General features: G+C 64.3%; 15 protein-coding genes and 1 tRNA gene. All 16 read left to right on the forward strand.

All coding sequences use genetic code 11. The features are described from left to right. The first annotated feature begins 61 nt into the window (after window positions 1-61). The 16 genes from tpiA to AC5P8D_RS00345 all read left to right on the forward strand — a co-directional run bounded on the left by tpiA (window position 62) and on the right by AC5P8D_RS00345 (window position 14,974). Entirely contained in the window at window positions 62-817 is a 756-nt protein-coding gene (tpiA, locus tag AC5P8D_RS00270) for a triose-phosphate isomerase (RefSeq protein ID WP_010486422.1), read from the forward strand. Between the two features lie 31 nt (window positions 818-848). After that, a complete protein-coding gene (gene secG / locus AC5P8D_RS00275; protein WP_495202985.1) occupies window positions 849-1,286 on the forward strand; it encodes a preprotein translocase subunit SecG in 438 nt (145 codons plus the stop codon). A 51-nt stretch (window positions 1,287-1,337) separates the two neighbouring features. Then, window positions 1,338-1,422 (forward strand) — tRNA-Leu (locus AC5P8D_RS00280). 111 nt (window positions 1,423-1,533) lie between these two features. Next, window positions 1,534-1,890: an NADH-quinone oxidoreductase subunit A gene (locus AC5P8D_RS00285; protein ID WP_010486426.1), complete on the forward strand. Its 357-nt coding sequence runs from the start codon at window positions 1,534-1,536 to the stop codon at window positions 1,888-1,890. Continuing rightward, on the forward strand, window positions 1,881-2,435 hold the full coding sequence (locus tag AC5P8D_RS00290; protein WP_005410463.1) for a NuoB/complex I 20 kDa subunit family protein: 555 nt from the start codon (window positions 1,881-1,883) through the stop codon (window positions 2,433-2,435). Before AC5P8D_RS00285 ends, AC5P8D_RS00290 begins: the two co-directional genes overlap by 10 nt. A gap of 33 nt (window positions 2,436-2,468) precedes the next feature. Next, window positions 2,469-3,218, forward strand: coding sequence for an NADH-quinone oxidoreductase subunit C (locus AC5P8D_RS00295; protein WP_010486428.1), 750 nt, complete (start codon window positions 2,469-2,471; stop codon window positions 3,216-3,218). Beyond that, on the forward strand, window positions 3,215-4,522 hold the full coding sequence (locus AC5P8D_RS00300) for an NADH-quinone oxidoreductase subunit D (RefSeq protein WP_010486430.1): 1,308 nt from the start codon (window positions 3,215-3,217) through the stop codon (window positions 4,520-4,522). Before AC5P8D_RS00295 ends, AC5P8D_RS00300 begins: the two co-directional genes overlap by 4 nt. A 97-nt stretch (window positions 4,523-4,619) precedes the next feature. After that, window positions 4,620-5,147, forward strand: a complete 528-nt coding sequence (nuoE, locus tag AC5P8D_RS00305; protein ID WP_006381132.1) for an NADH-quinone oxidoreductase subunit NuoE — start codon at window positions 4,620-4,622, stop codon at window positions 5,145-5,147. A gap of 4 nt (window positions 5,148-5,151) precedes the next feature. Next, window positions 5,152-6,492 (forward strand): NADH-quinone oxidoreductase subunit NuoF, encoded by a 1,341-nt coding sequence (nuoF, locus tag AC5P8D_RS00310; RefSeq protein ID WP_010486436.1) that lies wholly within the window; start codon window positions 5,152-5,154, stop codon window positions 6,490-6,492. Further along, window positions 6,489-8,723, forward strand: a complete 2,235-nt coding sequence (gene nuoG / locus AC5P8D_RS00315; RefSeq protein WP_392422016.1) for an NADH-quinone oxidoreductase subunit NuoG — start codon at window positions 6,489-6,491, stop codon at window positions 8,721-8,723. Before nuoF ends, nuoG begins: the two co-directional genes overlap by 4 nt. Beyond that, window positions 8,720-9,814 carry an NADH-quinone oxidoreductase subunit NuoH gene (gene nuoH / locus AC5P8D_RS00320; RefSeq protein ID WP_006381129.1) on the forward strand — a complete coding sequence of 365 codons (1,095 nt, stop codon included), beginning with the start codon at window positions 8,720-8,722 and terminating at the stop codon, window positions 9,812-9,814. The genes nuoG and nuoH overlap by 4 nt, the downstream gene beginning before the upstream one ends. A gap of 4 nt (window positions 9,815-9,818) precedes the next feature. Then, window positions 9,819-10,307, forward strand: a complete 489-nt coding sequence (gene nuoI, locus AC5P8D_RS00325; RefSeq protein ID WP_005417924.1) for an NADH-quinone oxidoreductase subunit NuoI — start codon at window positions 9,819-9,821, stop codon at window positions 10,305-10,307. A 9-nt stretch (window positions 10,308-10,316) separates the two neighbouring features. Beyond that, window positions 10,317-10,973, forward strand: a complete 657-nt coding sequence (locus tag AC5P8D_RS00330; RefSeq protein WP_049437083.1) for an NADH-quinone oxidoreductase subunit J — start codon at window positions 10,317-10,319, stop codon at window positions 10,971-10,973. After that, a complete protein-coding gene (gene nuoK / locus AC5P8D_RS00335; RefSeq protein ID WP_006381125.1) occupies window positions 10,970-11,275 on the forward strand; it encodes an NADH-quinone oxidoreductase subunit NuoK in 306 nt (101 codons plus the stop codon). The genes AC5P8D_RS00330 and nuoK overlap by 4 nt, the downstream gene beginning before the upstream one ends. Before the next feature lie 7 nt (window positions 11,276-11,282). Beyond that, window positions 11,283-13,442: an NADH-quinone oxidoreductase subunit L gene (gene nuoL / locus AC5P8D_RS00340; RefSeq protein WP_049437085.1), complete on the forward strand. Its 2,160-nt coding sequence runs from the start codon at window positions 11,283-11,285 to the stop codon at window positions 13,440-13,442. Window positions 13,443-13,465: 23 nt separating this feature from the next. Beyond that, window positions 13,466-14,974 (forward strand): NADH-quinone oxidoreductase subunit M, encoded by a 1,509-nt coding sequence (locus tag AC5P8D_RS00345; protein WP_049437087.1) that lies wholly within the window; start codon window positions 13,466-13,468, stop codon window positions 14,972-14,974.

Raw genomic sequence — 14,974 nt, forward strand, 5'->3', positions numbered from 1 at the left:
AACGGATTTTTGCCGCAACGGGTATCATGACCGGCTGACTTCACACAGGAGCCACCCGCTCATGCGCCGCAAGATCGTCGCCGGAAACTGGAAGCTGCATGGCAGCCGTCAATTCGCCAATGAACTGCTGGGGCAGGTGGCCGCCGGGCTGCCGCTGGAGGGGGTGGACGTGGTGATCCTGCCGCCGCTGCCCTACCTGGGGGAGCTGGTCGAGGACTTCGGCGAGGCCGGCCTGGCCTTTGGCGCACAGGACGTGAGCAGCAACGAGAAGGGCGCCTACACCGGCGAAGTCTGCGCGGCCATGCTGGTCGAGGTCGGGGCCCGCTATGGCCTGGTCGGCCATTCCGAGCGTCGCCAGTACCACCATGAAAGCAGCGAGCTGGTCGCACGCAAGTTCGCCGCCGCCCAGCACGCCGGCCTGGTGCCGGTGCTGTGCGTGGGCGAGACCCTGGAGCAGCGCGAGGCCGGGCAGACTGAAGCGGTCATCGCCAGCCAGCTGGCGCCGGTGCTGGAGCTGGTCGGCGCGGCCGGTTTCGCCAAGGCCGTGGTCGCCTACGAGCCGGTCTGGGCCATCGGTACCGGCCGTACCGCCACCAAGGAGCAGGCGCAGCAGGTGCACGCGTTCATCCGTGGCGAAGTCGCGCGCATCGATGCTAGAATCGCTGATTCACTGCCCATTGTTTACGGCGGTAGCGTGAAGCCCGACAATGCCGGGGAACTGTTCGCGCAGCCGGATGTCGATGGTGGGCTGGTCGGCGGCGCCTCCCTGGTGGCCGCGGACTTCCTGGCCATCGCAAGGGCGGCGGCCGCGAACTAATCCTAGAAGTTTTGTCCGAGGGCGGTTTCCAATGCTGATGTTGATCCTCAATGTCGTCTACGTGCTGGTCGCTGTGGCCATGATCGCGCTGATCCTGATGCAGCGTGGTTCGGGTGCGGCGGCGGGTTCGGGCTTTGGTGCCGGTGCCTCGGGTACGGTGTTCGGTGCGCGTGGCGCCTCGAACTTCCTGTCCAAATCGACCAAGTGGCTGGCTGTCGTGTTCTTCGGCATCAGCCTCTTCATGGCCTGGTATGCCGGTCATGGCAGCCGCCCGGCGGCCGACCAGGATCTGGGCCTGATGTCCGCTCCGGCGGCCGTCGCTCCGGCGGCTCCGGCGGGCGAGCTGCCGGCCGTTCCGAAGGCCGATGCGGTCCCGGCCGCCCCGGTTCCGGCCGCGAATGTGCCGGCTCAGGCGGAATCTTCGGTTTCTGGTGAAGAAATGCCTTCGGAAGGCTCCCAGAAAGACTGAAGCCGGTTACAATACGCGGCGCATCGGGAAGATAGTCTGATGTGATCGTTTGCCCAGGTGGCGGAATTGGTAGACGCACTACCTTGAGGTGGTAGCGACGCAAGTCGTAGGGGTTCGAGTCCCCTCTTGGGCACCATTTGTAAGTAAAGCGGGTTCGTCTGGCGCGCAAGGCGCCAGGCAGATTCCCGTCCACTCCCCCATGCCAAAGCGCCTGCAGGCGCGGCGGCAGAGGCAAGAGAGAATCGCTGTGCTGGCCGAATATTTGCCGTCTCTGCTGTTTCTGATCGTTGCCACCGGTATCGGCGTTACGCTGATGCTGGTTGGTCGATTCCTCGGTCCCCGCCGCCCCGATCTGGAAAAGCTGTCGCCGTACGAGTGCGGCTTCGAGGCCTTCGAAGACGCGCGCATGAAGTTCGACGTGCGCTACTACCTGATCGCGATCCAGTTCATCGTCTTCGACCTGGAAATCATCTTCATCGTGCCGTGGACCCAGGTCTTCATGGAGCTGGGTGCCCGTTCGCTCATCACCATGGGCCTGTTCGTCGGCATGCTGTTCCTCGGTTTCATTTACGTCTGGAAGAAGGGAGCGCTGGAATGGGAGTGATTCAGACTCTCGATGGCCTCATGAACAACCCCACGCCGGAAGGCCGGGTTGATGACATCCTGCGGCCGGAAGGCGACAACCCGCTGCTGGAAAAGGGCTTCGTCACCACCAGCGTCGATGCACTGCTGAACTGGGCGCGCACCGGCTCGATGTGGCCGATGACCTTCGGTCTGGCCTGCTGCGCGGTCGAGATGATGCACGCCGGCGCCGCTCGCCTGGACCTTGACCGCTACGGCGTGGTGTTCCGCCCGTCGCCGCGTCAGTCCGACGTGATGATCGTGGCCGGTACCCTGGTCAACAAGATGGCCCCGGCGCTGCGCAAGGTCTACGACCAGATGCCGGACCCGAAGTGGGTCATCTCGATGGGTAGCTGCGCCAACGGTGGCGGCTATTACCACTACTCCTATTCTGTGGTGCGCGGCTGTGATCGCGTGGTGCCGGTGGACGTCTACGTCCCGGGCTGCCCGCCGACCGCCGAGGCGCTGGTGTACGGGATCCTGCAGCTGCAGAAGAAGATCTGGCGTACACAGACCATCGCCCGCTGACCCCTTCACCTGACAAGAGCGCGCCAAGCCCCCATGGCAGAGCAAGCATCCTTCATCGACCGACTGTCCGCACGTTTCGCTGGTGCGAAAGTCATCGTGGTCGAACCCCGCGGCGAAGTGACGCTGGAAGTGCCTGCCGCCGAGTGGCACGCCACCGCCCTGGCGCTGCGTGACGAGTTTGGTTTCGAACAGGCCGTGGATCTCTGCGGCGTCGACTACCTTGGTTATGGCTCCGACGAATGGGACACCGCCGACGTGTCTTCTCAGGGCTTCAGTCGCGGCGTCGAAGGCAAGGCCCAGGGCCGCTTCGCGTGGGGCGAGTTCCCCACCGAGGAAAACGGCGCCGACGGTGCCCGCCCGCAGCACATGCCGACCCAGCGCTTCGCCGTGGTCGCCCAGCTGCGCTCGTACCAGCACAACCTGATGATGCACCTGCGGTGCTTCGCCCCTGACGAAGCGCTGCCGGTGGTGTCCTCGCTGACCAGCATCTGGCCGGGCCTGAACTGGTTCGAGCGCGAAGCGTTCGACCTGTACGGCGTGATCTTCGAAGGCCACCCGGACCTGCGCCGGATCCTGACCGACTACGGTTTCGTCGGCCATCCGTTCCGCAAGGACTTCCCGTTGATCGGCAATGTCGAAGTCCGCTACGACGAAGAAAAGAAGCGCGTGATCTACGAACCGGTCACCTCGGTGGAGCCGCGCGTCGGCGTGCCGCGCGTGATCCGCGACGACGCCCGTCTGCAGACCGCAGAAGGTGAGCGCGCGCAGGAGGCAGTGAAGTGAGCCACGTACACCAGGCCGGCGAAGCATTCGCCAGCAACGCCGCCGAAAGCCGGCAGGAAATCCGCAACTACACCATGAACTTCGGCCCGCAGCATCCGGCCGCGCACGGTGTGCTGCGCCTGATCCTGGAAATGGACGGCGAAACCATCATGCGCGCCGACCCGCACGTGGGCCTGCTGCACCGTGGTACCGAAAAGCTGGCCGAGTCCAAGCCGTTCAACCAGTCGATCGGCTACATGGATCGCCTGGATTACGTGTCGATGATGTGCAACGAGCACGCCTACGTGCGCGCGATCGAGACCCTGATGGGCATCGAGGCGCCGGAGCGTGCGCAGTACATCCGCACCATGTACGACGAAATCACCCGCATCCTCAACCACCTGATGTGGCTGGGCTCCAACGCGCTCGACCTGGGTGCGATGGCGGTGATGCTGTACGCCTTCCGCGAGCGCGAAGAGCTGATGGACTGCTATGAAGCGGTCTCCGGCGCGCGCATGCACGCGGCGTACTACCGTCCGGGCGGTGTCTACCGCGACCTGCCGGACCACATGCCGAAGTACAAGGAATCGCGCTGGCACAAGGGCAAGGCGCTGAAGCAGCTCAATGCTTCGCGCGAAGGCTCGCTGCTGGACTTCCTGGAGAACTTCACCGTCGAGTTCCCCAAGCGCATCGACGAATACGAAACCCTGCTGACCGACAACCGCATCTGGAAGCAGCGTACCGTCGGTATCGGCGTGGTCACTCCGGAACTGGCCCACCAGTGGGGCATGACCGGCGTGATGCTGCGCGGCTCGGGCATTGCCTGGGACCTGCGCAAGAAGCGTCCGTACGCCAAGTACGATGCCGTCGATTTCGACATCCCGCTGGGCAAGGAAGGCGACTGCTACGACCGTTACCTGGTCCGCGTTGCCGAAATGCGCGAATCCAACCGCATCATCAAGCAGTGCGTGGCGTGGCTGAAGGCCAACCCGGGCCCGGTGATGGTGAAGAACTTCAAGGTCGCTCCGCCCAAGCGCGAGGACATGAAGGACGACATGGAAGCGCTGATCCATCACTTCAAGCTGTTCAGTGAAGGCTATTGCGTGCCGGCCGGCGAGACCTATGCGGCAGTGGAAGCGCCCAAGGGCGAGTTCGGCTGCTACCTGGTCTCCGATGGCGCCAACAAGCCGTTCCGCGTGCACCTGCGCGCACCGGGCTTCGCCCACCTGTCCTCGATCGATTCGGTCGTGCGCGGCCACATGCTGGCCGACGTGGTGGCGATGATCGGTACCTACGACCTGGTGTTCGGCGAGGTTGACCGGTAATGCCGTCCGCCACGCCAACGCCCGCTGCAGGCAGCCGGCGCAAGCCGGCGCCGCAGTTTCTGGAATTTCACGTTATGCATTTCGCTGAGGTCGGCCGATGAAGGCGACAGGTAATTTCGAGGCGGCGCGCGACGTCGACCCGATGGTGGTGCTGAGCGACAAGACCCGCGCTCACATCGATCACTGGCTGTCCAAGTTCCCGCCGGACCGCAAGCGCTCTGCCGTGCTGCAGGGCCTGCATGCGGCCCAGGAACAGAACGAGGGCTGGCTTACCGACGAGCTGATCGCCGGCGTGGCCAAGTACCTTGATCTGCCGCCGGTGTGGGCCTACGAGGTCGCCAGCTTCTACTCGATGTTCGAGACCGAGAAGGTGGGCCGCAACAACGTGGCCATCTGCACCAACATCAGCTGCTGGCTCAATGGCGCCGAGGACATCGTCCGCCATTGCGAGAAGAAGCTGGGCATCAAGCACGGTGAATCGACCCCGGACGGCCGCGTCTACCTCAAGCGCGAGGAAGAGTGCCTGGCCGGTTGCGGTGGCGCGCCGATGATGGTCATCAACGGTCACTACCATGAGCGTCTGACCCTGGAAAAGGTCGACGAGCTGCTGGACGGGCTGGAGTAAGGGCATGGCACATCACCACGAATCCAAGGGTCCGGTCGGCCCCGCGCCGCTGCCGCACCAGGTGGTCTACACCACCCTGCATTACGACACCCCGTGGTCGTACGAAAGCTACCTGAAGACCGGTGGCTACGCCGCCCTGCGCAAGATCCTCGAAGAGAAGATCCCGCCGGAGCAGGTCATCGAGATGGTCAAGGCCTCGGGCCTGCGCGGCCGCGGTGGCGCAGGCTTCCCGACCGGCCTGAAGTGGTCCTTCATGCCCAAGGGCAACATGCAGAAGTACATCCTCTGCAACTCGGACGAATCCGAGCCGGGCACCTGCAAGGATCGCGACATCCTGCGCTACAACCCGCATTCGGTGGTGGAAGGCATGGCGATCGCCTGCTACGCCACCGGTTCGACCGTGGGCTACAACTACCTGCGCGGTGAGTTCCACCATGAGCCGTTCGAGCACTTCGAACAGGCCTTGGCCGATGCCTATGCGAACGGCTGGCTGGGCAAGAACATCCTCGGCAGCGGCGTGGACATCGACATCTACGGCGCGCTGGGCGCTGGCGCCTACATCTGCGGCGAAGAAACCGCGCTGATGGAATCGCTGGAAGGCAAGAAGGGCCAGCCGCGCTACAAGCCGCCGTTCCCGGCCAACTTCGGCCTGTACGGCAAGCCGTCGACGATCAACAACACCGAAACCTATGGTTCGGTGCCGGCGATCATCCGCAACGGCCCGGAGTGGTTCAAGGGCCTGAGCCTGACCGCCAACGGCGGCCCGAAGTGCTTCTCGGTGTCCGGCTGCGTGCAGAACGGTGGCAACTTCGAAGTGCCGCTGGGCACCAAATTCCACGATCTGCTGGAAATGGCCGGTGGCCTGCGTCCGGGCCGCACGCTGAAGGGCGCGATCCCGGGCGGTGTGTCGATGCCGGTGCTGACCGCGGCCGAGCTGAAGGACCTGCCGATGGACTACGACACCATCCGTGCGCTGGGCTCCGGCCTGGGTTCGGGTGCGATCGTGGTGCTCGACGACAGCGTGTGCTGCGTCAAGTTCGCCTGCCGCATCAGCCAGTTCTTCCACAAGGAATCCTGCGGCCAGTGCACCCCGTGCCGTGAAGGTACCGGCTGGATGCACCGCGTGCTGGAGCGCATCGTCGCCGGCAAGGCCACGATGGAAGACCTGCACCAGCTGAAGGCGGTGGCCGGCCAGATCGAAGGCCACACCATCTGTGCGTTCGGTGAAGCGGCTGCATGGCCCATCCAGGGCTTCCTGCGCCAGTTCTGGGACGAATTCGAGTACTACATCGTCAACGGTCATTCGATGGTTGACGGCAAGAAGGTGGAGGCAGCCGCCGCATGAGCGCGCAACCCGTAAACCCGAACGTGCCACCGGATCACGTGACCATCGAAATCGATGGCAAGTCCCTGGTCGTGCCCAAGGGTTCGATGATCATCCAGGCGGCCGACAAGGCCGGCATTTCGATTCCGCGCTTCTGCTACCACGAGAAGCTGCCGATTGCCGCCAACTGCCGCATGTGCCTGGTGGACGTGGAGAAGTCGCCGAAGCCGGCGCCGGCCTGCGCTACCCCGGTGATGGACGGCATGAAGGTCGCCACCCGCAGCGAAAAGGCACTGAAGTTCCAGCGCTCGGTGATGGAGTTCCTGCTCATCAACCACCCGCTGGACTGCCCGATCTGCGATCAGGGCGGCGAGTGCGAGCTGCAGGACGTGTCGCTGGGCTATGGCCGTTCGGTCAGCCGCTTCAACGAGCGCAAGCGCGTGGTGCCGGACGAGGACATGGGCCCGCTGGTCGCCACCGAGATGACCCGCTGCATCCAGTGCACCCGCTGCGTCCGCTTCACCGCCGACGTGGCCGGTACCTACGAACTGGGTGGCATGTACCGCGGTGAGAACCTGCAGATCGGTACCTTCGACGGCAAGCCGCTGACCACCGAGCTGTCGGGCAACGTCGTCGACGTCTGCCCGGTCGGTGCGCTGACCAACAAGGTGTTCCAGTTCCGCGCCCGCCCGTGGGAACTGACCGCGCGCGAATCGCTGGGCTACCACGACGCGATGGGTTCGAACCTGTTCCTGCACGTACGTCGCGGCGAAGTGCTGCGCACCGTGCCGCGCGACAACGAAGCGGTGAACGAGTGCTGGCTGTCCGACCGTGACCGCTACTCGCACCAGGGCCTGTACAGCGAAGACCGTGCGGTCAAGCCGCTGCGCAAGGTCAATGGCGAGTGGAAGGAAGTGAGCTGGGCCGAAGGCCTGGCCGCGGCCGCCGAGATTCTCAAGGCGAACCAGGGCGACAACCTGGGCGTGCTGGTGCATCCGTCCACCTCGAACGAGGAAGGTGCGCTGCTGGCCCGTCTGGCCAAGGGCCTGGGCTCGAGCAACATCGACCACCGCGTCAACAACCGCGATTTCTCCGACGCCGCCACCGCCGAAGTGTTCGGCCTGCCGCTGGCCGAAATCGAAGGCGCCGACCGCATCGTCGTTCTGGGCAGCAACATCCGCCACGAACTGCCGCTGCTGCACGCCCGCCTGCGCAAGGCGCAGACCACCAACGGCGCGAAGATCCACGTCGTCAACCCAGTGGACTTCGACTTCGCCTTCAGCATCGCCGGCAAGCAGATCGTTGCGCCGTCGAAGTTCGTCGACGCGCTGGCCAACGCAGAGCTGCGCTCGGCAGTGCAGGGCGGCAACAACACCGTACTGATCGTCGGTGGCATCGCCGAGAACCACCCGCAGGCTGCCGCGATCCGCGCCGCCGCGCGTGACTTCGCTGCCGCTACCGGTGCCAAGCTGTGCCGCATCCCGCAGGGCGCCAATGCTGTTGGCCTGACCCGCGCCGGTGTGCTGCCGGCCGGCAAGGACGTCGCCGCGATGCTGGCGCAGCCGCGCCAGGCCTACGTGGTGTACGGCCTGGAGCCGGGCCTGGACTTCGCCGACGCACCCGCCGCGCGCAAGGCGCTGGTGGGTGCCCAGGTGGTGGCCTTCAGCCAGTTCGCCTGTGCTTCGACCCGCGACGTCGCCGACGTGATCCTGCCGATCGGTGCGCTGCCGGAAATCGACGCCACCCTGACCAACCTCGATGGTCGCGAGCAGTTGGCCCGTGCCGGCGGCAAGCTGCCGGGCGAGGCCCGTGAGGGTTGGCGCGTGCTGCGCGCCCTGGGCGGCGAGCTGGCCGTGGCCGGTTTCGACTTCACCGACCTGGCCGGCCTGCGTGCCAGCCTGGCCCCGGTTTCGGTCGCCGTCGCCGCTTCGGCGCAGCCGGCGGTTGCCGGCGAAGGCCTGGAAGTGGCTTCGACCGCCGCGATCTACCGCACCGATGCGGTGGTCCGTCGCGCCCCGGCGCTGCAGTCGCATCCGCTCAACAACGCCCCGCGCATCGTGCTGAATGCTGAAGATGCCGCTCGCCTGCAGCTGCAGGAAGGGCAGATGGCCAAGGTCGGCACCGATGCCGGCAAGGCCACCCTGCCGGTGGTGGTCGACGCCCGCGTCGCTGCGGGTTCGGTCTGGATTGAATCGGGCCACGGCGCGACCGCGCCGCTGGGTGCCGCTCGCGTATCGGTGGTGGCTGCATGAACGAATTGCTGTTGAACGCGGTCGACCCGCTGCACCAGTGGCTGCTTGGCCTCGGTGACATCGGCGCGCTGATCTGGATCATCCTGAAGATCCTGGTGATCACCGTTCCGGTGATCATCTCGGTGGCCTTCTATGTGGTCTGGGAACGCAAGCTGATCGGCTGGATGCACGTCCGCCACGGCCCGATGTACGTGGGCATGGGCATCTTCCAGGCCTTCGCCGACGTCTTCAAGCTGCTGTTCAAGGAAGTGGTCCAGCCGAGCAGTGCCAACAAGGCGATCTACCTGCTGGCACCGCTGATCACCCTGGCGCCGGCCTTCGCGGCCTGGTCGGTGGTGCCCTTCGATTCGCAGATCGTGCTGTCCAACGCCAACGCCGGCCTGCTGTATCTGCTGGCGATGACCTCGCTGGGCATCTACGGCATCATCCTGGCCGGTTGGGCATCCAACTCGAAGTATGCGTTCCTGGGTGCGATGCGCGCCTCGGCACAGATGATCAGCTACGAAATCGCCATGGGCTTCGCCCTGGTTGGCGTGATGATCGCGTCGGGCAGCCTGAACCTGAGCAACATCGTGATGGCGCAGGCCGGCAATTCCGGTTTCTTCGACTGGTTCCTGCTGCCGCTGTTCCCGCTGTTCGTCATCTACTGGGTGTCGGGCGTGGCTGAAACCAACCGCGCGCCGTTCGACGTGGTGGAAGGCGAGTCGGAAATCGTCGCCGGCCACATGGTCGAGTACTCCGGCGGTGCCTTCGCCCTGTTCTTCCTGGCCGAATACGCGAACATGATCCTGATCAGCTTCCTGATCTCGATCTTCTTCCTCGGCGGCTGGCTGAGCCCGATCCAGGGCTGGGTCAACTTCGGCGATGTCTCGCCGCTGGTCGACTGGATCTGGAAGGGCGGTGCACCGTGGCTGTTCGTCAAGGTGTTCTTCTTCGCCAGTGCCTACATCTGGTTCCGTGCCAGCTTCCCGCGCTTCCGCTACGACCAGATCATGCGCCTGGGCTGGAAGGTCTTCATCCCGCTGGCCATTCTGTGGATCGCGGTTACCGCCGTCATGGTGTTCTTCGGCGTGATTCAAAAGGGCGTCTAAAGTGATGAACAGGATTACCCATTACTTCAAGAGCCTGCTGCTGCTCGAACTGCTGGCCGGTCTCTGGCTGACCTTGAAGTACAGCTTCAAGCCCAAGTACACGATGATGTACCCGATGGAGAAGTTCCCGCAGTCGCCGCGCTTCCGTGGCCTGCACGCCCTGCGCCGTTACCCCAACGGTGAAGAGCGCTGCATCGCCTGCAAGCTGTGCGAAGCGGTGTGCCCGGCACTGGCCATCACCATCGACTCGGCCAAGCGCGAAGACGGCACCCGCCGTACCACGCGCTATGACATCGATCTGTTCAAGTGCATCTTCTGCGGCTTCTGTGAAGAAAGCTGCCCGGTGGACTCGATCGTCGAAACCCACATCCTCGAGTACCACTTCGAGAATCGTGGCGAAAACATCGTTACCAAGCCGCAGCTGCTGGCCCTGGGCGACCGTCTCGAGTCCGAGATCGCCGAGCGTCGCGCCGCCGATGCCGCTTACCGCTGAGGTCGAGAGATGGATTGGGTAAATATCGCTTTCTGGGTGTTCGCCATCGCGGCAACGGTTTCGGCCGGTGCGGTGATCAGCGTGCGCAACCCGGTTCACGCCGTGCTCTGCCTGGTGCTGACCTTCTTCTCCATCGCCTGCGTCTGGCTGCTGGTCGGCGCCGAGTTCCTCGGTGTGGCACTGGTGCTGGTGTATGTCGGCGCGGTGATGGTGCTGTTCCTGTTCGTGGTGATGATGCTGGACATCGACCCCACCAAGATGCGTGAGGGTTGGGTGCGCTACCTGCCGGTCGGCCTGATCGTTGCCGTGGCCATGCTGGTGCAGATGCTGATCCTGATCGGCGTGAAGGGCAGGGCGGTCACCCCGTTCCCGGCCGACAACGCCGCTGCGCTCGCCGCCGACAGCTCCAACGTCACCTGGCTGGCCCGCACGCTGTTCACCGAATACCTGCTGCCGTTCGAGTTTGCTGCGGTCATCCTGACCGTGGCCGTGGTTGCCGCCGTGATGCTGACCCTGCGTCGCCGTACCGGCGTGAAGAGCCAGAACCCGGGCGAGCAGACCATGGTCAAGGCCGGCCAGCGCCTGCGCATGGTCAAGATGGGCGCCGAGGCACCGGTCGTGCACAGCAACAGCAAGCCGGCCGCCGGCGAGGAGACCCAGCCGTGATTACCCTTGGCCACATGCTTGCGCTGGGCGCGGTGCTGTTCGCCATCAGCCTGGCCGGCATCTTCCTCAACCGGAAGAACGTGATCGTCCTGCTGATGTCGATCGAGCTGATGCTGCTGTCGGTGAACGTCAATTTCGTCGCGTTCTCGCGTCAGCTGGGCGATCCGTCCGGCCAGCTGTTCGTGTTCTTCATCCTGACCGTCGCCGCCGCGGAAGCCGCCATCGGCCTGGCGATCCTGGTGACCCTGTTCCGTACCCGCCGCACGATCAATGTCGGCGAAGTCGATTCGTTGAAGGGCTGATCCGCAGATGGAAATCACTCTCTCCAAGAGTCTGTTGATCGCAGTGGTGCTTGCACCGCTGTTCGGCAGCATCATCGCCGGCCTGTTCGGTCGCCAGGTCAAGCGCTTCGGCGCGCAGACCATCACCATCCTCGGCGTTGCGGTTGCCTGCGGCCTGTCGATGTACACGCTCTACCAGCTGCTCTGGGGCGGTGCGCAGCCGTTCAACCAGAACATCTACACGTTCTTTGAAGTCGGCCAGTACTCGGCCCACGTCGGCTTCATGGTCGACAAGCTGACCGCGATGATGATGGTGGTGGTGACCTTCGTGTCGCTGCTGGTCCACATCTACACGATCGGCTACATGCAGGACGATCCGGGCTACCAGCGGTTCTTCAGCTACATCTCGCTGTTCACCTTCTCGATGCTCACCCTGGTGATGAGCAACAACTTCCTGCAGCTGTTCTTCGGCTGGGAAGCGGTGGGCCTGGTGTCGTACCTGCTGATCGGCTTCTGGTTCAAGCGTCCGACCGCGATCTTCGCCAACATGAAGGCGTTCCTGGTCAACCGCGTCGGTGACTTCGGCTTCCTGCTGGGCATCGCCGGCGTGCTGTGGGTGTTCGGTACCCTGGACTACTCGCAGGTGTTCTCGCAGGCCGGCATGCTGGCTGACCCGCGTGCCCAGCTGCAGATCTGGGACGGCACGATCCTGGGCATGCAGCTGCTGAACGAGCCGGTGATCTGGTCGATCGCCACCGTCATCTGCATCTGCCTGTTCATCGGTGCCATGGGCAAGTCGGCCCAGGTCCCGCTGCACGTGTGGCTGCCGGACTCGATGGAAGGCCCGACCCCGATCTCGGCACTGATCCACGCCGCGACGATGGTGACCGCCGGTATCTTCATGGTCACCCGCATGTCGCCGCTGTTCGAGCTGTCGCAGACCGCGCTGAACTTCATCCTCTTCATCGGTGCCACCACCGCGTTCTTCACCGGCCTGATCGGCATCGTGCAGAACGACATCAAGCGCGTCGTCGCGTACTCCACGCTGTCGCAGCTGGGCTACATGACCGTGGCGCTGGGCGTGTCGGCCTACTCGGCCGCCGTGTTCCACCTGATGACCCACGCCTTCTTCAAGGCGCTGCTGTTCCTGGGTGCCGGCTCGGTCATCATCGCGATGCACCACGAGCAGGACATGCGCAAGATGGGCGGCCTGCGCAAGTACATGCCGATCACCTTCATCACCATGTGGATCGGTACGCTGGCCCTGGTCGGTACGCCGTTCTTCTCCGGCTTCTATTCGAAGGACACCATCATCGAGGCAGCCGAGATCCACGCCCACATGCAGAACAGCTGGGTGGCCACCTATGGCTACTGGGCGGTGCTGGGTGGCGTACTGGTGACCAGCTTCTACAGCTTCCGCCTGCTGTTCATGACCTTCCATGGCAAGGAACGCTTCCGCGACGCGCACGACGATCATGGCCATGGCCATGACGATCACCACGCCGCTGACGCCCACCACGGCGATGCCCATGACGACCACGGCCATGGCCACGGTCCGCATGAGCCGCATGAAACCCCGTGGGTGGTGACCCTGCCGCTGATCCTGCTGGCCATCCCGTCGATCGCCATCGGTTTCTTCAGCATCGGTCCGATGCTGCACGGTACCGACTGGGCCGGCCACCATGCGCACGAGGCGATCAAGGGCCAGGCACAGACGTTCTTCACCGGCATCGTCGACTTCTACGATCCGGCCAAGAACACCGTTGCCTTCCTGGGCGAAGAGTTCCACGGGCCGGTGGCGTTCGCGCTGCACGGCATGATGCTGCCGCCGTTCTGGCTGACCCTGGCGGGCTTCCTGCTGGCCGCGCTGTTCTACCTGTGGAAGCCGGACCTGTCGGGCAAGGCACGCAAGACCTTCGCCCCGATCGTTTCGGTGCTGGAAAACAAGTACGGCTTCGACAAGCTGTGGATCGATGGCTTTGCCGGCGGCAGCGTCAAGCTGGGCAAGGTCTCGCGCTGGATCGACAGCAACATCGTCGACGGCGTGGTCAATCTCTCGGCACGTGTTGTGGACGTTGCAGCCGGCGTGCTGCGTCGTACCCAATCCGGTTTCCTCTATCACTACGCCTTCGCGATGATCATCGGCCTGATTGCCCTGTTGGGCGTGCTGATGCATTACCTGCGTTGATGACCTGTACGGAATAAGAAGACGTGTCGAACTGGCCTCTACTCAGTGTCCTCATCTGGCTGCCGATCATCGGTGGCGCCCTGATCCTTGCGATCCGTGATGCACAGACCGCCCGCTGGGCGTCGCTGGGCGTCGCGGTACTCACCTTCGTTGCAAGCCTCTCGCTGCTGAGCGGCTACAACGCGGGCATCGACGGTCTGCAGTTCGTCGAGACCCATGCCTGGATCCCGGCGTACAAGATCGGCTACAACCTGGGCGTGGACGGCATTGCCGTGGCGCTGATCCTGCTGACCACCCTGGTCAGCGTGCTTGCCCTGATCGGCGCCTGGAGCGCCATCGACAAGCGCGTGAACCAGTATGTGGCGGCCTTCCTGATCCTGGAAGGCGTCACCGTCGGTATCTTCTCGGCCACGGACGCGATGCTGTTCTACGTGTTCTTCGAGGCGATGCTGATCCCGATGTTCCTGATCATCGGTGTCTGGGGTGGTCCGCGCCGCATCTACGCCGCGCTGAAGTTCTTCCTGTACACCTTCCTCGGCTCGGTGCTGATGCTGGTGGCGCTGATCTACCTGTACATGAAGGGCGGCAGCTTCCAGCTGGCCGACCTGTACGCGCTGCCGCTGTCGGCCAAGGAACAGACCTGGATCTTCTTCGCCTTCCTGATCGCCTTCGCGGTCAAGGTGCCGATGTTCCCGGTCCACACCTGGCTGCCGGACGCCCACGTGGAAGCGCCGACCGCCGGTTCGGTGATCCTGGCCGCCATCGCGCTGAAGATCGGTGGCTACGGCTTCCTGCGCTTCAACCTGCCGATCGTCCCGGACGCGTCGCAGGAATGGGCCTGGCTGGTGATCGCGCTGTCGCTGATCGCGGTGATCTACGTCGGCCTGGTCGCCCTGGTGCAGGACGACATGAAGAAGCTGATCGCCTATTCGTCGATCGCGCACATGGGCTTCGTCACCCTGGGCACCTTCATCGCCCTGTGGCTGGTGCGTGAGGCCGGCAACGCCGATGCCGCCCGCCTGGGCCTGCAGGGCGCCATGGTGCAGATGATCTCGCACGGCTTCGTGTCCGGTGCGATGTTCTCCTGCGTCGGCGTGCTGTACGACCGCATGCACAGCCGCCGCATCGCCGATTACGGCGGCGTGGTCAACGTGATGCCGTGGTTCGCCACCTTCGCCATGCTGTTCTTCATGGCCAATGCGGGCCTGCCGGGCACCAGCGGTTTCGTTGGCGAGTTCATGGTCATCCTGTCGGCCTTCCAGCGTAATCCGTGGATCGCACTGGGCGCGGCCACCACCCTGATCATCGGCGCCGCCTACACCCTGTGGCTGTACAAGCGCATCTTCTTCGGCGAAGTGGCCAACAGCCACGTGGCCGAACTGAAGGACATCAACGGCCGCGAATGGCTGGTGCTGGGCGTGTTCGCCATCGGCGTGCTGGCCCTGGGCATCTACCCCAAGCCGCTGACCGACCTGATGGAGCCCTCGATCGCGAAGCTGGCGATGCAGATCGCATCCAGCAAGCTGCTGTAA

Source organism: Stenotrophomonas sp. YJH_SMC_101-4 (assembly GCF_059370395.1).